The following is a 25331-nucleotide window of genomic DNA, read 5'->3' on the forward strand; positions in this document are numbered from 1 at the left end:
CGATTGCCCTTCGGCCGTTCCGGTCGATGATCGATCCCGGCCGCCCTCGAGGACACATCAGATGGTACGTCGCCTGCGCGCGACGCGTCTACTTAGCGCGGATCCACTTCGCGAGATCGCGGAAATTCGCCGACTTGCCCTGCATCAACAGGCCGGCCCTGAAGATCTTGCCGGCCGCCCAGACGAAGGCAAGGGCCGTCGCGCTGGTGAGCACGAGCGACAGCGCCACCTGCCATGCCGGTGGCGGCGGATTCAGGAACAGCCGCAGCAGCATCAGGAACGGCGTCGCCGGCGGGAACAGGGAGAGGGCGATCGCAAGCAGGCTGTCTGGCGCACGCGCCACCGTCAGCCACGTTGCAATCGGAATGATGATGATGATGACGACCGGCGTCATCAGGTTCTGCGCGTCCTTGAGATCCGAGCACGCTGCGCCAATCGCGCCGTAGAACGACCCAAACAGCAGCACTGCCAGGCTGAGGAAGACCACGAACCAGATCACGAGCCTGGGCGTAATGATGTCGCCGTATCCCTGGGTCACCGCCACGGCCATCGCGCCCCCCAGGTACGTGCTGGCGAACACAAGCGTGACGCCGGAGGCCCCGACAAGCTTGCCCAGCATGAACTCGGATGGGCTGAGCGACCCCAGCATGACCTCACTGATCCGGCTCATCTTCTCTTCGAGCACGGTGGTCAGCAGTTGGGGCGTCGCCGTCATCACCGAGACGAGGACCAGGAACATCAACCCGGCCGGAATCGCGAACGTCCGGATCGCGTCCACCGTGTCCGCCTGCTTCAGTTGCCCCGCGGCATCGCGGACAAAGAGCCCACGCTCGGTCGCCTTGACCGGCCGCACAAGCTTCGAGACGACGACCGGATCGACGCCCGCCATTTTCATGCGCTCGGCCTGCACGATACGCGTGACGGCGCTTTCGATCCACCTCGGGAGTGTCGTGTAGGTCGGGTGATTCGAATAGTACGCGAGCGCGCCCTGCGCCGATCCGTCTGACGCCAGGATGGACTCCCCTATCTCGACAAAGGCGAACAATTCCCTGGACATGACGCGCGCGGAGAGGTCGACGCGGATCTGCTCCACCGACCGCGATCCCATCTCAGCCCTGAGGGGAATGAACGTGGGGCCGCCTTTGCCCGCGGCGGCGGCGGCGTTGTACTCGGAGGCGACCCGCTCCAGGGCGTCGAACACCTTCCCGGAACGGTCGACGACGGCGAAGGCGCGCGTCTCGGTGTCCACCTGAGCCATGGCGCGCCGCTGGAGGAACATGATGCCGCCCATCAAGACGGGCATGAGCAGCAGGCCAACGACGAACGCTCTGGTTCGCACCGCCATCTGAAACTCGGAGGACGCGACCAGGCCGACTTTCGAGAAGTTCATGTGCGGCCTCCCTCCAGTGGTGCCGCGTACTCGGCCCCCGGCCCGGCAATTCTCACGAAAATATCCTGCAGCGACGGCCGGGTCACTTCAAAGTAGGTGACGCTGGTCGTGGCCGCCAGTTGCTGCAGCAACCGCTGTGGATCTCCCTGGACGCGGAGCTCCTGCATGTTTCCGAGGTCGTTGACTGATTCAATGCCGGGCAGGCCGGCGAGTGCCCGAACGCCGGCCTCGCTTCGAACCCGGATCGTGTCGGCCCCATACGCGGCCTGGATCTCGTTCAGGGTGCCATCGAGCACCTTGCGCCCCTTGAGGATCATGAAGATGCGGTCGCACATCTGTTCGGCCACGCGCATGTCGTGCGTGCTGAGCACGATGGTAGTTCCCCCGCGCCGCAGTTCGAGCATCGCGTTCTTCAGAACGTCGGCATTGACCGGATCGAGCCCCGTGAACGGCTCGTCGAGAATCGCGAGTTCGGGTTTCGCCACCACGGCCGCGATGAACTGCACCTTCTGCGCCATCCCCTTCGACAACGCGTCGATGCGCCGATCCGCCCAGTCGGCGAGCCCCATCGCCTTCAGCCACTCGCCAATCGATCGGTCGATCTCGGCCGCGCTCCGCCCTTTGAGTTGCCCGTAGTAGCGCAGGAGGCGGCGCACGGTCATCTTCTGGTAGAGCCCGCGTTCTTCCGGCAGATAGCCGACGCGGTCGCGCGCCGCCGCGGTGCCGTCATCGCCCAGCACTTCGACGCGGCCCTCGTCCGGCAGCAGGATGCGCATGATCATGCGCAAGGTGGTGGTCTTTCCAGACCCGTTGGGCCCGATGAATCCGTAGATGCAGCCAGGCGGGACATCGAGCGAGACAGCATTGACCGCGGTCACCGCGCCAAAGCGCTTGGTGACGTCGCGAAGGCTGATCGTGGCGTCCATGGCGGCTCAGGACTTGAACAAATCGTCGAAGGCGCTGCGGGCGGTCGTCTGCCGCACGGACCCGGTCTCGCGTTCGACGGTCGTGCGGGCCTCGAACAGCTCGCAGACGTTGAAAGCGTCCTTGGGCGCCACACGAGCGGTGATGGGCTGCATGCACTCGAACCGTGCGGCCGGGTTGAACGATTCACACTGCGCGCAGCAGTGCAGCGGCGACGCGCATTTCGCGCACGTCGCCTTCGACAGAATGCCGCCGTCGGTCACGCAGCCGCATCGATGACATCGCACGACGGCGCGGAATCCCGGCATGTTGGGCGTGCGCGGGCCTTCCGGGCGGTCCGCCGACTTGGGCCTGGCGGCACCATTGTCGCCGGCCTTCGGCCGGGCCTGCTCCCGGTCCCGCGAACCGTCATCCTGGTAACCGCGCTGGCGGTATTTGCGATCACCCATGACACGTGCCTCCCTGTCGATCGTCAGACCAGGAGAATCCATCTGGCGACATCGGCGCACAGGGGCTGGCGTGGTAACAGCGGGCGGGGCCGCAGCAGGAGCCGCAGCCACATGTGGCCCGTGGCGGCCCACTGTATCACAAGGATTCCTGCAACCCAGGCTGGCTGCACTTCGGGGAGCGCCCGGAATGCGTTCTTCGCGGAACGCGTCTCCTCCGTGTCCCCGCTCGCGGGCGATCCTTCGACGGGGACGGGAAGCGAAGCGCCGCGCCACCCGACGTTCGTCTCTGGACGGTTTTCGGTGGCGTGAACGCGCACGCCGCGTGGTATAAGAAAGAGACGCGCGTCTTCAGTCCGACTAACCCCCAGAAACGACCGACGTCGAGTGGAGCGGTGCCATGGCCGACAGCCTGCTCTTCCTCACCGAACTGATGGGCATGAAGGTCTACGACCTGAAGGGCCGGAAGATCGGCCGCCTTCGGGACGCCTGTCTCGTGCCCAGCGTCGATCCCGTCATCGTCGACCGGTACCTGGTTGGCGGAGAACTGACCTGGTGGACCGTCCGCCAGGACCAGGTGGAGCGGATCTCGCTCGACGGCATCTACCTCCGCGACGAGCACCTCACGCCGTACCACGAAGACGAGTACATGCTGCGGATGGTGCGCGATCTGCTCGATCAGCAGATCATCGACATCCACGGCCGCAAAGTCGTCCGCGTCAACGACGTGACCTTCGAGCTGAGGCACGCGAACAGCCACGATCAACTCTGGGTGCTCGAAGTCGACGTGGGCGTCCGGAGCATTTTCCGCCGCCTGTGCCAGGGTATCCTGCCGCCGCGGCTGGTTCGCCGGATGATGATGCGCATCGCGCCGAACTCGATCCGCTGGGAATTCTGCAACATCGTCGAGCCAGACCCGCAGCGCCGGCTTCGGCTCAATATCGACATGAAGGCGCTGGAAGGCATCCACCCGGCCGACCTGGCGGACATCGTCGAGGAACTCAGCCACGAGGACCGGGGGGCGGTGTTCGCGGCGATCGACAGCGAGGTCGCGGCCGACACACTGTCCGAGGTCGAGGATCCGCGCACGCAGGCCTCAATTCTCGAATCCCTCGAGGCCCATCGCGCCGCTGACATCGTCGAGGAGATGGACCCCGACGAGGCTGCAGACGTGCTGGGAGAGATGGGGGACGAGAAGTCGGAAGCCATTCTCGACGAGATGGAAGCCGAACCCAAGACGGATGTCGAGGAGTTGCTGGAGTTCGACGAGAAGTCGGCCGGAGGCATGATGACGAGCGATTTTGTCGCCGTCGCCGACACCGGAAATGTATCCGACGCGATGGTGTTGGTCCGCGAACAGGTCGAGCATATCGACACGCTCACCAATATCTTTCTCGTCGACGCCAACGGCCGGCTTACCGGGTCGCTGCCGGTGGGACGGCTGCTGCTGGCAGAAGGCCCGACACTTCTGTGTGACCTTGCCATAGACGACGAGGTCGTGTCGGTGGCCGTCACTGAACGCCGCGATCGCGTGACCGAGATCGTGGACAAGTACAACCTGATGGCCCTGCCCGTGGTGGACGAGCGCGGTGCGCTCGTCGGCGCGATTACGGCGGACGACATCATCTCGGTCCTCAGGCAGGAGTAGGCGCGTGCGGCTTCTGGATCGTCTGCCTCGCCGTCTCCTGCTCTTCTTCACCGTCATCGGCCCTGGCTTCGTGACGGCCATGGTTGATAACGACGCGGGCGGCATCTATACGTACTCGCAGGCTGGCGCCAGATTCGGCTACATGATGCTCTGGACGCTGCCGCCGATCGCGCTCCTGCTGGTGGTGACGCAGGAAATGAACGCGCGCATGGGTGCGGTCACCGGCAAGGGCCTGTCGGACCTGATTCGCGAGGAATTCGGCCTGCGGACGACGTTTGTCGTGATGATTCTGCTGGTCCTGGGGAACTTCACGAACGTCGTCGCTGAGTTCGCTGGCGTCGCCAGCGCGCTCGAGCTGTTTCACATCAGCAAGTTCGTGTCGGTGCCGCTTGCCGCCCTCGCCGTCTGGCTGCTTGTCGTCAAGGGCACCTACGCGAGCGTGGAGAAGATCTTCCTCGGCGCCTGCGTGGTGTACATCGCCTACATCGTGGCGGCCGTGCTCATCAGTCCGGACTGGGAGGCCTCGGCGCTGGCCAGCGTCAAGCCCGTGCTCCTGCTGGATGCGGCGTACCTGACGCTGCTCGTGGGGCTGGTCGGAACCTCGATCGCACCGTGGATGCAGTTCTATCTGCAGGCGGCGGTGGTCGAAAAGGGCATCACCATCAAGGACTACAAGGAGTCGCGCGTCGAGGTCATCGTCGGCTGCATCGTCATGGTCGTGGTCGCGTTCTTCATCATCGTCGCGTGCGCCGCGGCCATCTTCAAGACCGGGCCGCGGGACATCGGCAACGCCGCCGAGGCGGCCAAAGCGCTCAGACCATTCGGGGAGTACGCCTACCTGCTGTTCAGCGCGGGATTGCTCAACGCCTCGCTCTTTGCGGCCAGCATCCTGCCCCTCTCGACCGCGTATTCAGTCTGCGAGGGCCTGGGATTCGAATCCGGCGTGAACAAGCGATTCCGCGAGGCGCCGATCTTTTACTGGCTCTACACCGGCCTGATCGTGCTGGGCGCAGGCGTGGTTCTGATGCCAGACTTCCCGCTCATCAAGATGATCCTGTTCTCGCAGGTCGTCAACGGCGTCCTGCTGCCCGTCATCCTGGTGTTCATGATCAAGCTGGTCAACAAGGCCGACCTGATGGGCGATTGGGTCAATCCTCGCGCCTACAACGTGATCGCGTGGGTCGCCGTCGTCGTGCTCGCCGCCCTGACCTTCGTGCTGACGGGCCTCACGATTCGCGACATGTACTTCGCGGGGTAGCGCGCCGGGGAGAATTGGCGTCTGCCACCAATCCTCGTCGCCGTGCCGGCGAATGGCAGGGGCAGCCACAGAGGGCCGCCCCTGCGAAATCCCGTCTCGGAGGCGCGGGGGGCACCCCCTGTGGTTGCCCCTGCCAGAGAGTAGATCGATCTACTGACCACCTCTCGCGGCTGGCGCCGGCGAGAAGCGGCTCAGGTTGCTCTGGCCCGGCGCGCCGCCCGATCCCGCCGCGGCAACACCCACCATGGTATTGATTTCATCCTGGGTCCACTTTGCCTTGACGAGCGCCAGGTACAGCTTCCGCGTCGCGTCGGCCCGATCTCTGGACGCACCCATCGACAGCAGCAGATTGTTCTTCCCCACGGCCGTCGCCGACATTCCGAGCTTCTTGACGCAACCGTCAATATCCGCCGGGTCGCAGACAACGATGGCCACGGCCTTCTTCGCCTTGAACTTCTCTGCGAGGGCTGCGTCCATTGCGCCAGGCTCGGTCACCATCAGAGGCTTCTGCGCGTTGTCGAGTACGTCGCCGAGCAGACCAGCCTGCGGCCGCACGAGATTGACCACGATGTTGGCCGCCTCCATCGCCTTCAAGGCCGCCTTGCCGTCGGTCGTCAGTCTGTCGCCAAACCACGCGCCGTCCGGCCCGGCGACGTCGATACGGCCGAAACTCAGCAGCGTCGCCGCGGCTTCCATCGTCTCGATGCTGCCCTGGAACACGCCAGGACCGCGGACGCCGCTGGTGTACCTGGCCCCGCCGCCGCCTCTGCCCCCACGCCCGCCGGCCGCCGGCATGGCGCTTGCGGCCTGCATTTCCCGGATCCGCTGCGTCATCGCGGTCATCAATTCCGCATTGGTGGACGCCCGCACAAACGACCAGCCGCCGCCGCCGCGCCCGCTCCCGCCGCCCCGGGCCCCGGCCCCGCCTTCGCCCGCCACGTCGGGCACGACGAATCGCTGCGAGTTGTACTGATCAAGCCGGTCGGCGATGATCAGGTTGGTCTCGGTCTCGTTGGCCACATTCAACGCACCCTGCAGGACAAACTGCCCGGTCCATCCCAGGACGTCCGCCTCGATCTTCGACGGGTCATCGGTAGAGTCGTGATAGTCGGGATGGCCGCCGCGGCCGGCCGTCATCAGCCCGAGCGCCTCGATGCCGCGCGAGATGAACGCCGAGTAGTCACTGCCGCCCGGACCGGCTTCGGTCGCATCCACGATCTTCGCGACGGCCGGATCCTGGTCCTTCATGATCACCTTGAAGATCGACGGGAAGTTCAGCGCGCCCGCTGCGCCGATCCGATCGCCGAGGCCAACCATGTCCATGTTGAAGTTGGTCACGACCGTGTCCATCTTGACGCCGTCAGTCGGGTTGTCGGCCCAGTAGTTCGAACCGAGCAGCCCCTGTTCCTCGCCGCACCACAGGCCGAAGATGATCGTTCGCTTCGGCTGCACCTTGTTGAGGGCCATCAGGCGCGCCACCTCGAGCACCACCGCCGACCCCGACGCGTTGTCGTCGGCGCCGTTGTAAATGACGCCGTCGCGAATGCCGTTGTGATCAAGATGGCCGCCGAGGACAACGTACTGCGCTTTCAGCGCCGGGTCGGTGCCCTCGAGTTTCGCAATCACGTTGCGGGCGAAGTTGTTCTTGAACGCAGCGCCGTAGAGAGAAGTCGACGTGTACCCCTTGATCTGGACCAGCTTGCCGGTGCGCATCGAATGCGCCTTTTTGTTCTTGATGTCCTGCCGGTAGAGGCCGATCCGACGGCCGTAGGCGTTGGCCGATTCCTGCGGGTCAGTCCACATGATCGCGTCGAAGACGGGCTTCGCGATGTTCGTGACGTAGAGAAAGGCGGTCTTGAATGGCGAGGGGCCTGCTGCTGCACCCCGGCCGCCACCGCCACCGGTTCCAGTCGCCGGCGCCGACGGATCGTAGAGCATGATGCCGGCCGCGCCCTTTTCGTAGGCGTTCATGGCCTTCTTCTGATCAGCCGACTCGTCAGCAAACTCGTCCTTCGCACCGGCCGCGGGCGCCGTGCCCCCCACGCCCGGAGGCGCAAACTGCACGCGCACCGCGGGAGCCGCCATCGGCGATCCCTTCAGTGCAACGACGACCTTTCCTTTGACGTCGATGCCGGCGTACTCGTCAAGGCCTTTGGCTGGCGCCGAGATGCCATACCCGACGAACACGACCTCTCCGTTCGCCACGGCGCCAGGCGTCGACAGGGGGCTGACCGTAAAGTCGCCCTCGCGAAGCTCGAAGGCCCGGCCGCTGATCGCCAGACTCGGCGCGCCGGTAGTCCACACTAACGTTGAACGCGCGCCGCTGATGATCACCTTCTGGAAGTAGGTGCCGTTCTCGCCCGCCGGCTTGAGGCCCCATTCCTTGAACTTGCCAGCCGCCCACTCGGCCATCTTCTCGTACCCGGGCGTCAGGGTTCGACGGCCCTGCTGTTCGTCGGCCGCGAGAAACGCGATGTAGCCCTTGATGATCTTGCCATCGACCTTGATCTTCGTCGGTTCGGCGGTCATGCGCACGGACGAGACGAGGGCCAGACATACGGCCAACGCGAGCGATAGACGGGTGCTTCGACGCATGCGGAAATCCTCTCAGCGGGGGCTGAAACGATGGACGCGGAATGCCTGGGCGCGGCAGGCGGTCACAACACACACGTGCCCTTGCCTCACACTTACGACACGGAGGCGTCCTTCGTTTAGCTCCGCCCCTACCTGATTCCGAGCCGCATCCCCGCGTTCGCTCTGTTGAAGGCGGGCAGGTCCTTCTCCATCAGCGTGGCGTAGTCGCGTTCGGCGGCCGCCAGGTCCTTCTCCATCCACGCGAGTGCTTCGAGCGACGCGTCGGTCGGCCGATGATCGGCTCCGCCCTGGACATCGCTGGCGCCGCCTCCCACCATGCCGCCGAGCCAGACGAGATTCAGGTACACCTTGTAGGCCTCGACGTACCACTTGTCGTCGCTGTGCATCTCGGTGCGCGACAGCAACTGCAGTTCGACCGCCATCATCTTCTGATCGAGGCCGCGCAACGCCTGCTCCGCAGACTTCCTGCCGGCGTTGGCTTTGAGCAGATCCTCGATCTGTTTCCGCATCACCTCGAGCCTGTTGACGATCGCGACCGTCCTGTTGATGTCGTCGCGAATCCGGATCTGCGCCGCGGTCGACGCGGCGAGGTCGGACGGCGGCGCGGGCAGTTTCGGATCCTTGACCACGTCGAACGGGCGCGAATACGTCTGGTCACCCACGGTCATGCGGATCACGTAGCGGCCGGGCGCCGCGATGGGCCCCTGCCGTTGCGGCCCCTGGATCCCCCAGTGCACGATGGGCCGCGTGTCGCGCCCCTTGAAGCGGGCCTCTTCCCAGATATGGGGGTTGTCCGGCGGAATCGTGCGCAGCTCCACCTGCGCCGGCCCGTCATACCTGAGGTCCCAGGCGACGCGGTTCAAGTCCGCCTTTCCCGAACCTTCGAGCTTGCGAACGACGACGCCGCTCGCGTCGACAATCTCGAACGCGATGCGTTTGGCTGATGCCGCCTTCAGCGAGTAGAGGAACTCCGCGTTTCCGCCGCGCGCGAGCCGGAACGCGACGCGGGGCTGATAGAGGAACGCGGGCGCGGTTGCGATCGCCGGATCCTCCTGCTCCAGGCGCGTGATGTCGCGCAGCAGAAACAGACCCCGGCCGTACGTGGAGACCGCCACGTCGTGCGCCTGCGGCTGCACCTCGATCCAGCTCACCGGGGCGGCGGGCAGCCCCTCCTTGAACGCGGTCCACGTCTTCCCATCATCGATCGAGTAGAAGAACGCGTGCCCGGTTCCGGCAAAGAGCATCCCCTTGCGATTCGGGTTCTCGGCAATCGACAACACGTAGTCGAGCGGATGCCCGGTCGGGAGCGCGTCGCTGATCTTCGCCCATGTCTTCCCGAAGTCAGTGGTCTTGTAGATGAACGGCTCGCGGTGGTCCATCAGGTGAAGATCGACGGCGACGTACGTCGTCCCCGCGTCAAAGCGGGACGGCTCGATCTTCCGGATCGTCCCCCATGCCGGCAGGCCGGCGATGTTCTTCGACACGTTGGTCCACGCGCCGCCCCCGTCTCGCGTGTACCAGATCTGTCCGTCGTTGGTGCCGGCCCAGATGAGGCCCTTCTGGATCTTCGACGGCGCGATCGCAAACACAACCTCGCCGTAGAACTGGCCGAGGTTGTCTCCGACGATGCCCCCCGAGGACACGATGCGCGCCGGATCCTGCGTGGACAGATCCGGGCTGATGATGTTCCACGACTGGCCCTGGTCGCTTGTCTTGAAGATGTACTGACAACCGTAATACACCGTCTCCTTCTCGAAGGGATCAAACGCCAGAGGCGGCGTCCAATGGCAGCGATACCTGGCCTTGTTCGGCTCCGAATCCAGCGTGTGGATCCACGGCGAGACGGATCGCGCCGTACCCAGACGGTTGTCGAACCGCGTCACCTCGTTGCCGTAGCAGGTCGCCCAGATGATGTCGGGGTTGCCCGGCACGGGGATCGTGAATCCCGATTCGCAGCCGCCGATGTTCGGCTGCCACGCGATGCCGCCACCACCGCGTCCACCACCGGCCGCTCGCCCTGAGCCGGTCGAAGGGCCACCGCCTCGGCCACCCTGCGCCACCGAATACGACGGCACGTTGGTCACGGGCACCGGCGATGTGCTCGGCCCTCTCATCGTCCCATCATCCTGCCGGTTGCTGTAGAGCCAGTACGGCACCTGTTCATCAACGGCGACGTGGTACATCTGGCCGATGGGCAGGATGACGCTGAAGAATGACTTCGCGTGGTCCCGCGTGATGCCCATGCCGCCATCGCCGGTCGCCACCCAGTGATCGCCATTGGTGGGATCGATCCAGATGTCGTGGCAGTCTCCGCAGCCGCTGCCGCCGCCAGGCGGGAACGTCAGACCGCCATCCGTCGAACGGTGGAAGCTGCTGTTGGCGATGAGCACCTCGTCCGGATTCTGCGGATTCACCTCGATGCGGATGTAGTAGCCCGCGCGGCCGATGAGCCGGCGATCCCAGCTGACAACCTTCCACGCGTCGCCGCCATCATCGGATCGCCAGAGCGATCCCTGATTGGGGGTCTGGATGAGCGCAAACATGCGCTTCGCGTTGGACGGCGCAATCGCGACGTCGATCTTGCCGACCGGCGATGCCGGAAGACCCGGCGACGCAAGCTTCTGCCAGGTCGTTCCCCCATCCTTCGACCGGTAGACGCCGCTGCCGGGGCCACCGCTGTACATCGCCCACGTGTGCATCACGACTTCCCACGTGCCGGCGAGCAGCACGTTCGGGTCTTTCGGATCCATGCTGAGGCCCGAACAGCCCGTGTCGGCGTTCACAAACAGCACGCGTTGCCACGCCTTGCCGCCATCGGTCGTGCGGAACACGCCCCGTTCTTCCTGCGGTCCGGTGGCGCGGCCGAGCGCGCACGCAAACACGATGTCGGGATTGGTCGGGTGAACGAGGATGCGTCCGATGCGGCCGGTGTCCTTGAGGCCGACGTTGCTCCACGTCTTGCCGGCATCGGTCGATTTGTAGATGCCGTCTCCCATGATGTCCGCATCGCGAATCGCCCAGGCCTCTCCCGTGCCTGCCCAGACGATGTCGGGTTTGGAGCGAGAGACGGCGAGCGCGCCAATCGCCTGCACGGGCATGCTGTCGAAGATCGGTTCGAACGACTGTCCGCCGTCCGTGGTCTTCCAGACGCCACCCGAGGCCGCGCCGGCATAGTAGGTCTTCGTGTCACCGGGAACGCCGGCGACCGCCGAGATGCGGCCCGAGCTTTCGGGACCCATGTAGCGGAACTTCAGCGGCTCGACAGTCGGGTCGGGCGCCGGGCCCCCACCTCTGCCTTGGGCGTTGAGTCCCATGGCGAACAGAAGCGCGACGACCGCGCCGATGGCGAGCCTCGCGGCCGCGGTGGTTCTTGGATGCATATCAGGCCTCTCCGTGTTTCTCCGCATTACTTCCTGTCCAGCATTCCTTCATTCCGGGGCCGCGAAGCGGAACCCGGAATCCAGCCGTGTACCTCTCTGGACCCCGGTCTACCACCCCAACGCGGCTGCCGGCATGACGATCTCTTGAGATAGTCTCCTACTTCCTCTTGCCCCACGTCGGTGGGGGCGGCTCTTTCGTGGCCCGATCGACCGGCTTCGCCTTGAGCATGCGCAGCCCTTCCTGCACCGCGCGTTCGAGCTGCGGGTCGTGACCGGCAATCACGTCCTTCGGCCAGTTCTCCACGTCAACATCGGGCCCGACGCCCTCATTCTCGACGGCCCACTTGTTGTCGCGCGAGAAGAACCCGCCGCGCGGTGCAATCATCGAACCACCGTCGATAAAGCCTGGCGTGTCGGCTGTGTGCACGAGGCCTCCCCACGTGCGTTTGCCTACCAGCAGGCCGATCTTGCGGTACCGGAACATGTACGGCATCAGGTCGCCGCCCGAGCCGGCCATCTCGTTGATGATCATCACCTTCGGCCCCCAGATGCCTGCCGCAGGGCTCGTGAACGGATAGCGATCGCCGGCCACGTTGTTGAAGTAGCCGTCGAAGTCGCGCTGCAGGACGTCGATGATGTAGTCGGCCGCAGACCCGCCGCCGTTGAATCGCTCGTCGATGATCGCGCCCTTCTTCTCCTGCTGCGCGAAGTAGTAGCGGTTGAAGCTCGTGTAACCGGGTTGTCCCGTGTTCGGCACGTACACATACGCGAGCTGCCCGTCGGACAGTTTGTCGACCAGACGCCGGTTCGATTCGACAAACGCCCTCGTCCGCAGCCCCTGTTCATTCGCGACGGGAACGACCGTCACCTGCTTCGCGCCCTCCATCACGGGCTTGGCGTTGACCGTGAGCACGGTCTGCCTGCCGGCGGTGCCATCGAGCAGACGATAGATATTGTCTGGCGCCTTCAGTTCCACGCCATTGATCGCGAGCACGTAATCGCCAACCGATACGTCTACGCCCGGTGTCGCCAATGGAGCGCGGAGATCGGGATTCCAGCTTTCGTTGTCGTAGATTCTGGCGATTTTGTAGCGCTGGCTGTCGATGGCGAAATCGGCGCCGAGCAGTCCGCCATACACCGGCGGCACCTCCGGCATATCGCCCCCACGCACGTACGAGTGGCCGATACTGATTTCGGATCCCATGTTGTCGAGCAGGTAGTTCAAGTCGGCCCGATGCATCGCGTACGGCAGCAGCGCGCCGTACATCTGCTTCATCTTCGGCCAGTCGGTGCCGTGCAGGTTGGGCACGTACAGGTAGTCGCGTTGATTGCGCCACCCCTCGTTGAAGATCTGCTTGAACTCTTCTTTCGGCTCCAGGAACATCCGGAGCGTCGCCTCCAGGCGGCCCTGGCCGGGCTGCGGAGGCGTGCGGTCGGCGTCGACCAGATACAAGCTGGGGCCGCTGCCTGCCCCTCCAGCCGCGCCTCGGCCGCCGCCGCCTCCTCCGCCACCTCGATACACAAGCTTGCGGCCGTCCGCGCTCACGTCATAGGTCGTGACGCCGCTCACAAACGTCGCGGCCCTGCGATCGCTCAGGCGATACCGCTGGAGCGTCGCGCCTCCGCCGCCGCGCCCGCCGCCGCCAGCCGCCGCCGGTTCGAGATAGAACACGGTGCCCGCCACGCCCGGCCGCAACAGCGTATACGGCCGCCCCGCCACGCCGGGCACCGAGATGATGCGCTGCGGCAGCCCGACAAAATCAATCTCGACCGTGACAGGCTGGCGCGGACCCCGCGCTGCCGGCGCAGGTTGATCGCCACCAGCCCCTGGGACTTCTCCAGCCGCCTGTCCCGCGCCTGCCGACGAACCACCGCGGCCCCCGCGGCCCGAGCCCGACGCCGGATCTCCCGGCGCGGGCGCGCTGCCCACGCCCTTATCTTCGTCACTCTCCGGCAACAACGGACTCTGGTCGCCCTTCTTCAGCACGGCACAATAGAGACCGAAGTTCTCTTGGTGGTCGTACGACGTCATGTCGAGCCATTGCGATCGCAGGGCAAAATCAGTCGACGCAAAGAACCACAGGTACTTGCCACCCGCATCCCACACTGGAAACACGGCGTCGGCCAGCGCGTCGGTGACCTGCTTGCTCTCGCCGGTCTCGACGTTGCTCACGAAGATGGCGTGGTAAAGCGATCGCAACCGGCTCGAGTACGCCACCCACTTGGAATCTGGACTCCACGTGGGATTGAGCGTGCGCGTGGGCACCATCCATGGATCGCTGCCCACAACCTTCGCCTGGCCCGTGGCGACGTCCAGCACCCACACCTTGAGATTGGTGTCGGTGAACATGATCTTCTTCGAGTCGGGCGACCACGACGGTGTGTAGTAGTGGGTCGGGTTCTGGAGCGCAATCTCGCGCGGCGGTGCGAGCCCATCCTGTGTCTCGATGACGAGCTTGTACTCGCCAGATTTGTCGCTGAAGTACGACACGAACTTGCCGTCAGGCGACCAGGCCGGGTCGCGCTCGGCGGATCCGCTCGACTTCGTCAGGTTGCGGACATCGCCCTTTTCGGCCGGGATGGTGAAGATTTCGCCTCGCGCCTCGACGACAACGCGCTTGCCGGTCGGCGAGAGACTGATGCTGGTCATGCGGCTCGTGACGTCTTCCCATTTCGACATCATCCACGGGAAGTCGCCGGCCGCGTGGATCGTGACCACGTGCTCGCGTCCGCTCTTCGGATCAAGTTCATGGATGTTGCCCGCCTGCTCGAAGACGACCGTGTCGGCGCCAGAGTCCATCGTCTTGACGTCGAAGTCGGTGAACGTGGTGACCTGCGTCAGCTTCTTCGCCCTGGTGTCGAACGACCAGACGTTGGCCACGCCATCGCGGTCAGAGATGAAGAACACCGTGTCGCCCACCCAGCAGGGATCGACGTCCTTCGAGTCGGTCCACGGCGGCGAGATGAGGTCGAAGGACTTGAGGTCGACGATCCAGATCGGCCGGTTCTGCCCGCCACGGTAGTTCCGGCGCTCGTCGTCCCACGAGTTGTTCATCCGGTAGGCGATCCGCGTCCCGTCGGCGGAGATCTTCCCCTGGTAGGCTCTCGGCAGCGCCATCGGCTCTTCGACGCCGCCTTCGGCCGGCACGGTCCAGAAGCGCGGCGACCCGCTCGGCGCCCACGTCGCCCGAGACGACGCGAAGACGACGGATTTGCCGTCCGGCGTCCAGCCCTGGACCTGGTCTGCGCCGGGATGCCACGTCAGCCGGCGGGGTTCGCCCCCCGAGGCGGGCACGACGTACGCGTCCGTATTGCCGGCGTAGTCGCCGCTGAATGCGATCCACTTGCCGTCGGGTGAGAAATGAGGGTTGACCGTCTGGCCCTGGAAGCTCGTGAGGCGGCGGGCCGACCCGCCGGCACGCTCGACCACCCAGATGTTGTTGGCGTAGGCGAAGGCAATCTCGGTGGCGCTGACCGTGGGCGAGCGCAGCAGGCGCGTGGATTCGTTGTCAGGCGCTGCGGTCAGCACCGCCACGCCGGGCAGAGCCGCGACCGCCAGCACGGCCGCAAGCACAACCGCGACGAGAGACAGGACACCGAGGATCGCTCGACACTGACGCATCGCCCTCTCCTTTGTGATTCGAGATTACCCGGGGGACATGCCCGCGACGGGGCTATCCTACCTCAGCCCGGCAATCTGGGGGCGAGCAACCACAGGAAGGCAAGGCCACGCGTCTTTGAACAGGTTGGGGCAGAGTCAATCCTCGGCGTCCAGGGCGTTGCGCACCTTTGTGGCCAGTTCTTCAGTTGAGAACGGCTTCTGGACGAAATGCACGCCTTCATCCAGCACGCCCTGATGGGCGATCACGTCGGCGGTATATCCCGACATGAACAGGCGCTTCATGCGGGGATAGAGGTACAGCAGGTTCCTCGCCAGGATCCGGCCGTTCATCTCGGGCATCACGACGTCGGTCATCAGCAGGTGAATCTCGCCGGCGTGTTCCTTCGCAAGGCTCTTGGCTCCGCCCGGCGTACTCGCGGCCAGCACGCTGTAGCCCTGCTGTTCGAGCATTCTCTTGGTCAGCGTCAGGATGGCCGGCTCGTCCTCCACGAGCAGGATCGTCTCCTGGCCACGCGCGGTCGGTTTTGTCGGGCCTTCCGTCCTCGCCTCCGCGGCTTTGCCCGCGTGGCGTGGCAGATAGATTTTGAACGTCGTTCCCAGGTTCGGCTCGCTGTAGACGTTGACGCTGCCGCTGTTCTGTTTGACGATGCCGTAGATGGTGGCCAATCCCAGGCCTGTGCCCTTGCCCATCACCTTGGTCGTGAAGAACGGTTCGAACAGATGCGACACGGTGTCCTTGTCCATGCCGCAGCCGTCGTCGCTCAGTGCAAGAAGCACGTAGTCGCCCGGGTTACATCCCACGTTCGCGGCGCAGTAACGCTCGTCGAAGGTGGTGTTTCCGGTTTCAATCGTCACCTTGCCGACGCCAGAGATCGCGTCCCGGGCATTGACGCACAGGTTTGCCAGAATCTGGTCGATCTGCGACGGGTCCACGTTGACCGGCCATAAGTCTGCCGCCGGCCGCCACTGGAGGTCGACATTCTCGCCGATGAGCCGACGCAGCATGTTGATCATGCCCGCCACGGTGTCGTTCAGGTCCAGCACTCTGGGCGCGACGGTTTGCTTGCGGGCAAACGCGAGCAGTTGCCGGGTCAGGTCGGCGGAGCGCATGGCCGCTTTGCGGATTTCCTCAAGATCGGCATGGAGCGGCTGCGTCAGGTCCACCTGCGCGAGCGCCAACTCCGCATGTCCGAGGATCACGCTCAACATATTGTTGAAGTCATGGGCCACGCCGCCGGCCAGGCGACCCACCGATTCCATCTTCTGGGCCTGCTGGAGCTGGGTTTCGAGTCTCGCCTGTTCTTCCTCAGCCCGCTTGTGGGCGGTGATGTCCAGCATCACGGCGCGACATTCCTGCCCATCTACGCTGCGGGTGGCCTCGATCTGCACAATAAGAGGCTGAGAATCTCCTCGCGGCAGCATCACTTCGCAGCTCTCTTTGGCAGTGCCGACAAAGACCTTCTGCAGGAAGTCGCTGAAAGCGCGACGGTCGCTCTCGGCAACGAATTGACCGAAGCGGCGGTTCAACAATCCAGAGCGCTCGATGCCGAGCAGGCGCGCGCCGTTCAAGTTCACCTGCCGGATTGTCCCCTCACCATCGAAGGTCAGGTAGCCCGTCGGGGCGAAGTCGTAGAGGTCGGCGTAATGCGCCAGCCCCGCCTCCACCTCTGTCCGCGACGTCTTGAGTTCCTCGTTCTGCATCTCCAGCTCGATCTGGTGCACCTGCAGTTCGTGGACGAGCCGGGCGGTATCTTCCGTCGTCCGCTGACTTCTGACTGCTGACCGCTGATTTCTCTGCTTCTCGCGCAGCTGCTCTTCGGCGCGACGGCGAAGCTCGGGGGCAGTCTGGCCCCGGGAGGCGTCCGCGGGCGGGTCTTGGTTCTTCTTCATGGCGCGGTCTCTTTCGCTCGATCAAGCGTGGCGTCCTGCTCCCGTTCCGTCGTCGCAATCGCATACACCTGACCGGCCTCGTTCACCAATGCCGAGGAGATGATCGAGACGTCCACGATCGCGCCAGCTTTGGTGATCCGGCGGGTGCGATACGGTTCCAGAATGTCCGCCCGGCTCAGCCGGGCCAGCTTGGCCAGCGCTTCCTCTCGCAACTTCGGCGGGATCCGGTCCCGCACGTTCATCGCCAGCGCCTCGGTTTCGCTCCAGCCGTACATCCGCACCGCGCCCGGGTTCCAGGCGATCATCCGGCCGTCCAGGTCCTGGGCGGTAATCGCATCGTGCGCGTCGCGCGCGACCGCCGCCAGCCGGAGCAGGTCATTGGCCTTCTGCAGCACCGCCTCCTTCCGCGTAGCCTCCGTGATGTCCGCGAAGGTGATCACCACGCCGTCAATCATGTTCTCGAGCGTGCGGTAGGGCATGATGCGCACCTGGAACCAGCTCCCGTCGCGCCCGGCGGCCGACTGCTCGTGAACGGCCAGCGTCCGCAGCACCTCGTGCGCGTGGTCGACCAGTTCCGGGTACATCAGTTCCGAGGCGATGTTCGAGATCGCCCGGCCCACGTCGCCCGGAATGAGTTTGAACACCCGGTTCGACCCGGCCGTAAACAGCCGCACGCGAAGCGCGGGGTCCAGGAACACGATGGCGATCTCCGTGCTGTCGAGCAGATTCTTCATGTCGTTGTTGAGCCGGGACAAGTCGTCCACCTTGCGTTGCAGTTCGGCGTTGAGCGTCTGCAGTTCCTCGTTCATGGACTGCATTTCTTCCTGGGCGGTGGTCAACTCCTCGTTGGTGGACTGGATCTCCTCGTTGGTGGACTGCAATTCCTCGTTGACGGACTTGAGTTCCTCCTGGGAGGTCTGCATCTCCTCCCGGGTCACTTGCAACTCCTGGCGCGTCTGCTCGTGGTCCCGCTCCGCTGCTCGCAGCCGGGAGCGGCTGACCGAAGAGCCTTTGCCTTCGGCCGGCCCTTTCGTTTCCGTGGGCGTGGCCACGTCCGCAAAGACGACCATCACCAGGCCGCGCAACGCCTCCGGCTCCGCGATGGCCTGCACGGTGAGGTCGATGGTTTGCACGCCGCCATTGGTCCCGACCTTCACGTTCCTGCGGACAACCGCGTCGGGTCGCCGGAGCGCCCGCTGGAAGGCCTCGGTCAGCTCGTAGCGCAGACCCTCGCGGGCCATGGCGAAGACGTTCAAATTGGCTTTGCCCGCCGCCGGCTCCAGGTACTTGCCCGTCCGCCCGCAGATGAACAGAATGTCGCCCTTGGCGTTGACCAGCACAGCGGCGGGGGCATACCGCTGCAACAGCAATTGCTCGGCCAGCGCCTGGAGACTGGCCGCCGGTTTCAACGCCTGTGGCGGCGGCGACACACTTCTCCGGGCGAGCAGGAACGAGGCGGGAAATTCAATCGGCACCGCTCCCCGGCCGGAGTCGACCCGCCGGTACAGCCGTGCCTTGTCATTCAGTGGCGCGAAGAGTTCGGTAGAGCCGCCAATCGTCTCCGCGCTCCCCAGAAGCAGCACGCCGCCGGAATTCAGGCTGTAGTGAAACAGCGGCAGGAGTTTCTTCTGCAACTCCGGCATCAGGTAGATGAGCAGGTTGCGGCAGCTCACCATGTCAAGCTTGGTAAAAGGCGGGTCCATGATGACGTTTTGCGGCGCAAAAATCACCGTATCCCGGACAACCTTGGCGACCTGGTAGCCGCGCTCCGTCGGGACGAAGAACCGGCTCAGCCGCTCCGGCGACACATCGGCAGCAATGTTGGCGGGGAACACGGCCGTACGGGCTCGTTCGATGGCGTCCCGGTCCAGGTCGGTGGCGAAGATCTGGAGCGTGTGGCTGCGGGGCGACCCGAGTCGTTCCATTACCTCTTTAAAGACGATCGCCAGGGAATACGCTTCCTCGCCGGTGGCGCAGGCGGGAATCCAGACCCGCAGCGCCTGTCCTGGCGCGCGTTCTTTCAGCAGCGCCGGGATGACCTCGGCTTTCAATGCGTCCCACGTTTCGGGGTCGCGGAAGAAACTCGTGACCCCGATCAAGAGCTCCTTGAAGAGCAACTCCCGTTCCTGGGGATTCTCCTGCAGGTACCGGACGTAGGTGCCGATCCGGTCAATCTGGTGCAGACCCATGCGCCGCTCGATTCGGCGATACACGGTGTTCTTCTTGTAGAGGGACACGTCGTGGCCGGTATGCTCCCGCAACAGGATCGCGATCTTATCGAAGGCGCTATGGCTCCTATCCTCCTCGGCGGGTGCAGGCCGGGCGATGAGGGGCACGTGGTGGAGATAGGCGACGATCTTGCCGGGCAACGCCTCCACCGGGGCGACGACATCCGCCAATCCGGCGTCGACGGCGCTGCGGGGCATGCCATCGAACTTCGCCGAGGTCGGGTCCTGCACAAAGACCGCGCCCGCTTTCCCCTTGATGGCTTTGAGACCAAGCGTGCCGTCACTGCCCATGCCCGACAGAATGACGCCGATGCTGCGCTCCTCCGCATCCTCGGCCAGCGAGCGGAAGAAGAAATCAATCGGCAGCCGCAGCCCGCGGGGCGCCGCCGGGTCGAGCAGGTGCAGAGCTCCGTGCAGGATAGACATGTCCTTGTTCGGCGGGATCACATAGACGCAGTCCGGCTGGACGAGGGTGCGGTCCTTGACCTGGATGACCTTCATGGTGGTGGAGCGCTGGAGCAACTCCGCCATGATCCCCTTGTGCGTCGGGTCCAGATGCTGGATGATGACGAACGCCAGGCCGCTGCCCGCGGGCACGTTTTCCAGGAAGGCTTCCAGGGCCTCGAGTCCCCCGGCGGACGCGCCGATGCCGACGATCGGAAACAGGGAGCGGTCTCGGCGTCGCGCGTGGGCCTTCGGTGGGACGGGCGTCTTGGTGGTGATTGCGGCAGTCTGCTTCTTCTGGCGAACGGGACGGGGAGAGTTCTTCACGGCTTGACGCTCCATTTCCCTTGCTGACCACGTCGGGTGATCGGGGGACCCAAGCAGCAGAGCGGGTCGAACGCGGCGCCCTCGATCTCTATGTTGCGGTCTTCGCGGCCAGGGTTTCGGCGCCGCTACGATTCCGCACGAGACGTGAGGGACATACCCGCGTCAAGAGCCGGTTACCTGACGGCGTTCGTGCTGGGCCCGGAGTCAACTGTCGGCGCTGAGGAATCAGTCTTGGTGCAAAAACACGCGCGGGGGGGGGGGGGTGGGGGGGTCACATTCGATTCGTACAGTGCCGCCCATCGGAGTGAGCACCAATCCGCCGCGCAGCGACGACCGTGCCACAGAGTTCTCATCCTCGCCAAGCCTACCACAGTCCCGTTCCTGAGATTCTGTTCAAAAGCGCACACTCTGGACACGCAGCGACCGTCGCCAGTGTGCCCTTCGGACGCCCGGCGTGCGCAGGTACGGTAGGATGCGCGGACGCAGACAGACGGGTGGGATCCGGCCGGCGACCGTCATGCCGGGATCGCCGGAACGGCCGGAACCATCCAGGCGATCGGGACGATCAGGGCTTCGAAGCGATCAGGACACTCGGGACACTCGGAGAACATCATGCGCAGACGTTTCGTGATGGTGATGGCGGCCGCACTTGTGCTGGCCACAGGCTACGGCGGTCAGATTAATGGTCAAGCCACTGAAGAACCCCTTCCATTCGTCATTCCGGCGAACGCCGGAATCCAGTCGTGTACCTCTCTGGACCCCGGTCTACCACCCCAACGCGGCTGCCGCGTCGGGGGCCCCGGTTTTCGCCGGGGTGACGGAAACCTGCCTCACTCGGTACGACTTGGCCGAACGGGGATGTCTAGTCAAAGTGGCAGCCAACTCAGCATCCAGGACGCGCCGGAGTACGGCCCCGCAAAGGGCACGCTGGTGATTGTCGGCGGCGGCTCAACGGAAGGCACTGGCATCGTCGAGAAGTTCATCCAGTTGGCGGGCGGCCCCAACGCCTCATTCGTGATTGTGCCGACCGCCGGCGGCAACAAGAACGCGGACGGCACGATCAAGGAATACAAGGAAGAACAGGTGATCGCCGGCTGGCTCAAGCGCGGCGTCAAGAACGTCAGGATGCTTCACACGCACGATCCCAAGGTGGCCGACACCGAGGAGTTCGCGAAGATCCTGCGGACGGCCAATGCCGTGTGGTTCGACGGCGGCCGCCAATGGAACATCGTCGACTCCTATATGAACACGTTGACGTATAAGGAATTCCACAAGGTCCTGGAGCGCGGCGGCGTCATCGGGGGCAGTTCTGCTGGCGCAACGATCCAGGGCGACTACCTGGTGCGCGGGGCCGTCGCCGGGGCGCAGATCATGATGACGCCGGAGAAGGAGCATGAACACGGGTTCGCGTTCCTGCGCAAATCCGCGATCGACCAGCACATCAACACGCGCAATCGGTGGGACGACCTGACCGACGTGATCAAGAAGATGCCGAACATGCTCGGGATCGGCCTCTCCGAAGGGACGGCGATCATCGTCACGGGGGACACGTTCGAAGTGGCGGGCAAGTGGAAGGTCGCCATTCACGACAACACGCGGCTCTATCAGCCATGGGAGAAACCGTATTACGTGTTGTCGGTGGGCGACGTCTACAACATGAAGACGCGGAAGATCGTGAAGCTCGGCACGGGCGCGGCGCCGGCACGCGCGCCTGCGCCTCCGCGGCAGGGTGCCGGTGCGCCAGGAGGACTCTAGGCGCCGGCAGGACGACGGTTCCTTCGCGTCCCCTCGAACCAAGCTGCGGTCTTACGATTCCCGCAGTGTTTGACTTGAGTGTCTCTGTAGGGGCACGGCATGCCGTGCCCCTACAGATGCGTAACGTCGTCCCTACTTGTCGATCGCGTCCGCCGGCGCGGCTTTCTTCTCCACCTTCACCGGGTTCTTCACGTACTTGTCGAGCCAGGCCGACCAGCGGGCCCACAGGTCGAGCAGCGTCTCGCGCGCCACGGGCCCGTGATCCTCGAACGGATAGAGATAGAGGGCCGAGGTCTTGCCGAGGCCGTTGAGCGCGTGGTGCAGCCTGATCGAGTTGGTCGGGTCTGTCCCGACGTTCTGGTCTGCCAGGTTGTGATACATCAGCAGGGCGCCGGTCAAGTTGTTCGCGTACAGGAACGGCGACATCCCGAGGTAGACGTTCGGCGCCTCCCAAAGATCGCGACGCTCACTCTGGAACCCGAGCGGAGTCAGCGTCCGGTTGTAGGCGCCGTCACCCGCGATGCCCGCCTTGAAGAATGGCGTATGCACCATCGCGTTGACCGTTGTGAACGCGCCGTAGCTGTGGCCGCCGATGGCCAGGCGGTTGCGATCCACCAACCCGCGGCGATCGAGCTCATCGATCATCGCCGACAGGCTGTTCCGCAGATCGTTCACGTAGTTGTTGTTCTGCTGATTGGCCGGCCCGACGATGGGCAGTCCGCCGCCGGGCGCTTCGACAACCACGGCGTAGCCCAGGCGCGCGAGGAACTGCATCGAGCGCGTCCCGAACGACGGGAACGCGTTCTTGTTGAACGTGCGGTCGGGTCGGTCGATCGCGTCCTGATCGACGAATTCGCGCGGGTACAACCAGAAGATGGCTGGCGGCTTCGGGCTGCCAGGTTTCCAGTCAGTGGGCATCGTCACGCTGAGGGCGAACTTGATGCCGTCGGGACGCTCCACGATCACGCGCTGCTTTGGCGCGGTGGTCAGATCGGGGAACAGGTCGGTGTTCTCGGTAAGCTGCTTGCGCGCGGGTCCATCGACGAGGAAGAACTGCGGCACCTCGGTGGAACTCTGGCGCTCCACGACGAACCGGCCGGCCTCAGGATCAATCACCGTCGCGACGCTTTCAAACACGTCCTTGTTGTCGCCTTCGAACAGCCGTTTCTTTTCGCCGGTCTTGATCGTCACCTTGTCGATGAACGTCTTGGGGCCGACCTTCTCGGGTTCCTTGTCGTAGGTGGCACCCTGGTAGTACACGCCCGTGTTGTCGGGCGACATCATCACCGGACCTGAACCGCCGCCGGCTCCGCCACGGCCGCCGCCGCCACCACGGCCGCCACCGCCGCCCCCGCGCGTCGACACGAGCGTCCCCGGATTGGCCGCCGGATCGTCGGTCCGGAAGCGGGCGAGGGTATAGCGCTGGTCGGGCGCCTGAAGATTGACCGCAACTTCCACGGTGTTCTGCCCGCTTGTCTCTCTGAAGAAGATCGTCTGCATGTCGGGCGAGTAGCGCACGCCATTCATGCGCGTGTTGTTTTCGAAGAGGACCTTGGCGCCCTTCTCGGCGAACGGCGGCGCCCACTGATACAGACGGTCTTTGCGCTGCGGCGCCTGGCCGCGCGCGCCACCGGTGGCCTGATCGCCGCCCGCTCCCGCTCCGCCTCGTCCCGCACGACCGGCGCCAGCCCGGCCCGATCCACCGGTGCTTGGAGCTGCCGGTTCCTGTTCAACGTAGGTGAGGCCCTGGCCGTCGGCGCGCCATGCCAGCTCACGCTTGCCGGCCTGACTGCCCCGGCCCGCCGGGGGTTCTGACGGGTCCGGCGCGGTCGCAGCCTGCGTGCCGAGGTCCAGCGGCCTGTCGGTCACCTTCGCCAGCACCTTGCCGTCCACATCCCAGACCTCCTCGACCTGACCGAAGTTGCCGACAGGTACGATGTACGAGAACGGTCTGGTCATGGTGGTGACGCGAATGAACTTGCCGTCCGGTGAGGCATCAATCGCGCGGATCATCGCCGGCTGACCGATCTTCCTGATGTGCTTGGCCGGTGGCGCGGGCCTGCCCTTGATCACAGGCGCGACGGGTGCCGTCAGGTCGATCGCGACGAGCTGTCCGGTCGTATGCCACTCGAGCAGGGCAAACTCGTACGGCGTGGACATCAGGCTTGGAAACGTCCGCAGGCGATTCTTGTCGGTTCCCTCGCTGACCTTCACTTCGGGTCCGCTTGGCGCCACCGGCGCCACAGGCATCGGCTTGCGGCCGTCGGGAATGACGATGGTCGTAATCTGCTTGCTGTCGTCAGTAAACTCGAAATTCGACACGAGCGTCGCCAGCACGGGTGTCGTCGTCAACTGCCGGGCCTTGTTGGTCGTGATGTCCGTCATCCAGATATGCGTGGCATCTTCCGTGTGAACGTAGTACGCGACGCTCTTCGAGTCAGGTGACCACACAGCGTTGGAGACGCGCGCGTTGGGCGGAATCTGAATCGTCTTCTTCGTGCCATCCGCCGCCGAGATGATCTGAATGCCAACGTCATTGCGAATTGTCAGGGCCCGGGCGCGATTGGCCTTGAAGTCGACGAAGATGCCCCCGAGCTCGTGAAACGGCTTTGAGAAGGTGGCCATCGGCACCGAGCCGTCGCCGATCTGGCTGAGGAACCACTTCTTGTCCGGGCTGGGGTTGGCAAGCGACACATTCTGCCAGCGCGGCGCGAGCACCGCAGGAGCCACTTCTGCCGGCGGCGTCGCGTAGGATTCCTGAGCAAGAGTCTGATCCGCCCAGCTGAGCGGCTTCTTCGGGGGCTCTGGTGCCTTCTCTGGCGTCTTGGGCGCAACCTGCGGAACAGCAACAGTCGGCTTCTGGCCTGCGGCCTGCGGGGTCGCGGTGACCGGCTTTTGCGCTGCCGGTGGCGCGGCGACGGTCTGTTTCTGCGGCGGCGCTGTCGTGGTCGCCTGGGCGAACATCGGCAGCTGGAATACGGTGAGAACAAGGATGAGCGAAACGGCCAGTGCGAAGCGCTTCGCGAGGTGGCCGGAGCCGATTGGCCCGCGTGTCGACATGATGCCTCCGTAGCGTGGTGTGATGAGAGGGAACTCAAGCGATCGCGCGACACAGCCCGGGCGGACCCGGCCGTGGCGAGACGCAGCAACATACACCTCCCGGCCTACCGGTGTCGAGCGTTCGGGTCGCGTCATGCCGAACAGGTGTTCGGAGAAGTGTTCGGAAATGCCGGCGCATCGCGGGCCAAGAGTGGCCTGGCAGCCCGTGGTGAAAGTCTGTCGTCGCACCGAGACCGGCGATGCGCCCGAATCGCAAGGCGCGAAACGCGAGAATATCGGGAATATTTGAGCGCTGAGCAACGCGGCGAGGCGGGATGCAGCGTCGGTCGAATGCAGACGGACTTCCACCGCGGGCTGCTATAAT

12 protein-coding genes are annotated in these 25331 nt (G+C 64.8%); 3 read left to right on the top strand and 9 right to left on the bottom strand.

The features are described from left to right. Positions 1-88: 88 nt before the first annotated feature. Genes NTV05_15010 through NTV05_15020 form a run of 3 tightly spaced genes read right to left on the bottom strand, consistent with a single transcriptional unit; the run spans position 89 to position 2763 of the window. Positions 89-1390: an ABC transporter permease gene (locus NTV05_15010; GenBank protein ID MCX6545709.1), complete on the bottom strand. Its 1302-nt coding sequence runs from the start codon at positions 1388-1390 to the stop codon at positions 89-91. Continuing rightward, on the bottom strand, positions 1387-2316 hold the full coding sequence (locus NTV05_15015; GenBank protein MCX6545710.1) for an ATP-binding cassette domain-containing protein: 930 nt from the start codon (positions 2314-2316) through the stop codon (positions 1387-1389). Before NTV05_15015 ends, NTV05_15010 begins: the two co-directional genes overlap by 4 nt. Before the next feature lie 6 nt (positions 2317-2322). Then, a complete protein-coding gene (locus tag NTV05_15020; GenBank protein MCX6545711.1) occupies positions 2323-2763 on the bottom strand; it encodes a hypothetical protein in 441 nt (146 codons plus the stop codon). A gap of 397 nt (positions 2764-3160) precedes the next feature. Here NTV05_15020 and NTV05_15025 point away from each other — a divergent pair, with 397 nt between their 5' ends. Both NTV05_15025 and NTV05_15030 read left to right on the top strand, forming a co-directional pair. Beyond that, the gene (locus NTV05_15025) at positions 3161-4408 is read left to right on the top strand and encodes a CBS domain-containing protein (protein MCX6545712.1); all 1248 of its coding nucleotides are present in this window, start codon (positions 3161-3163) and stop codon (positions 4406-4408) included. Positions 4409-4412: 4 nt separating this feature from the next. After that, complete coding sequence (locus tag NTV05_15030) at positions 4413-5666, top strand: divalent metal cation transporter (protein ID MCX6545713.1); 1254 nt, start codon at positions 4413-4415, stop codon at positions 5664-5666. Between the two features lie 150 nt (positions 5667-5816). Here NTV05_15030 and NTV05_15035 read toward each other — a convergent pair whose 3' ends face one another. The 5 genes from NTV05_15035 to NTV05_15055 all read right to left on the bottom strand — a co-directional run bounded on the left by NTV05_15035 (position 5817) and on the right by NTV05_15055 (position 20047). Beyond that, complete coding sequence (locus tag NTV05_15035) at positions 5817-8261, bottom strand: M20/M25/M40 family metallo-hydrolase (GenBank protein ID MCX6545714.1); 2445 nt, start codon at positions 8259-8261, stop codon at positions 5817-5819. A 128-nt stretch (positions 8262-8389) separates the two neighbouring features. Beyond that, on the bottom strand, positions 8390-11641 hold the full coding sequence (locus tag NTV05_15040) for a hypothetical protein (GenBank protein ID MCX6545715.1): 3252 nt from the start codon (positions 11639-11641) through the stop codon (positions 8390-8392). A gap of 157 nt (positions 11642-11798) precedes the next feature. Then, on the bottom strand, positions 11799-15263 hold the full coding sequence (locus NTV05_15045) for a PDZ domain-containing protein (protein MCX6545716.1): 3465 nt from the start codon (positions 15261-15263) through the stop codon (positions 11799-11801). Between the two features lie 135 nt (positions 15264-15398). Beyond that, positions 15399-16928, bottom strand: a complete 1530-nt coding sequence (locus tag NTV05_15050; GenBank protein MCX6545717.1) for an ATP-binding protein — start codon at positions 16926-16928, stop codon at positions 15399-15401. Positions 16929-17149: 221 nt separating this feature from the next. Continuing rightward, positions 17150-20047 (bottom strand): PAS domain-containing protein, encoded by a 2898-nt coding sequence (locus NTV05_15055; GenBank protein ID MCX6545718.1) that lies wholly within the window; start codon positions 20045-20047, stop codon positions 17150-17152. 963 nt (positions 20048-21010) lie between these two features. On the opposite strand from NTV05_15055, the gene NTV05_15060 reads away from it, so the two are divergent. Further along, positions 21011-21907, top strand: a complete 897-nt coding sequence (locus NTV05_15060; GenBank protein MCX6545719.1) for a cyanophycinase — start codon at positions 21011-21013, stop codon at positions 21905-21907. Between the two features lie 132 nt (positions 21908-22039). Here NTV05_15060 and NTV05_15065 read toward each other — a convergent pair whose 3' ends face one another. After that, complete coding sequence (locus tag NTV05_15065; GenBank protein MCX6545720.1) at positions 22040-24967, bottom strand: prolyl oligopeptidase family serine peptidase; 2928 nt, start codon at positions 24965-24967, stop codon at positions 22040-22042. Positions 24968-25331 lie beyond the last annotated feature (364 nt).

The sequence above is a fragment of the Acidobacteriota bacterium genome (genome assembly GCA_026393755.1).
Lineage (GTDB): Bacteria > Acidobacteriota > Vicinamibacteria > Vicinamibacterales > JAKQTR01 > JBAXOX01.

Coding starts and splice junctions, on each gene's coding strand:
- NTV05_15015 (MCX6545710.1), bottom strand. CDS start 2,316: ATGGACGCCACGATCAGCCTTCGCGACGTCACCAAGCGCTTTGGCGCG.
- NTV05_15025 (MCX6545712.1), top strand. CDS start 3,161: ATGGCCGACAGCCTGCTCTTCCTCACCGAACTGATGGGCATGAAGGTC.
- NTV05_15040 (MCX6545715.1), bottom strand. CDS start 11,641: ATGCATCCAAGAACCACCGCGGCCGCGAGGCTCGCCATCGGCGCGGTC.
- NTV05_15020 (MCX6545711.1), bottom strand. CDS start 2,763: ATGGGTGATCGCAAATACCGCCAGCGCGGTTACCAGGATGACGGTTCG.
- NTV05_15060 (MCX6545719.1), top strand. CDS start 21,011: ATGTCTAGTCAAAGTGGCAGCCAACTCAGCATCCAGGACGCGCCGGAG.
- NTV05_15010 (MCX6545709.1), bottom strand. CDS start 1,390: ATGAACTTCTCGAAAGTCGGCCTGGTCGCGTCCTCCGAGTTTCAGATG.
- NTV05_15035 (MCX6545714.1), bottom strand. CDS start 8,261: ATGCGTCGAAGCACCCGTCTATCGCTCGCGTTGGCCGTATGTCTGGCC.
- NTV05_15045 (MCX6545716.1), bottom strand. CDS start 15,263: ATGCGTCAGTGTCGAGCGATCCTCGGTGTCCTGTCTCTCGTCGCGGTT.
- NTV05_15065 (MCX6545720.1), bottom strand. CDS start 24,967: ATGTCGACACGCGGGCCAATCGGCTCCGGCCACCTCGCGAAGCGCTTC.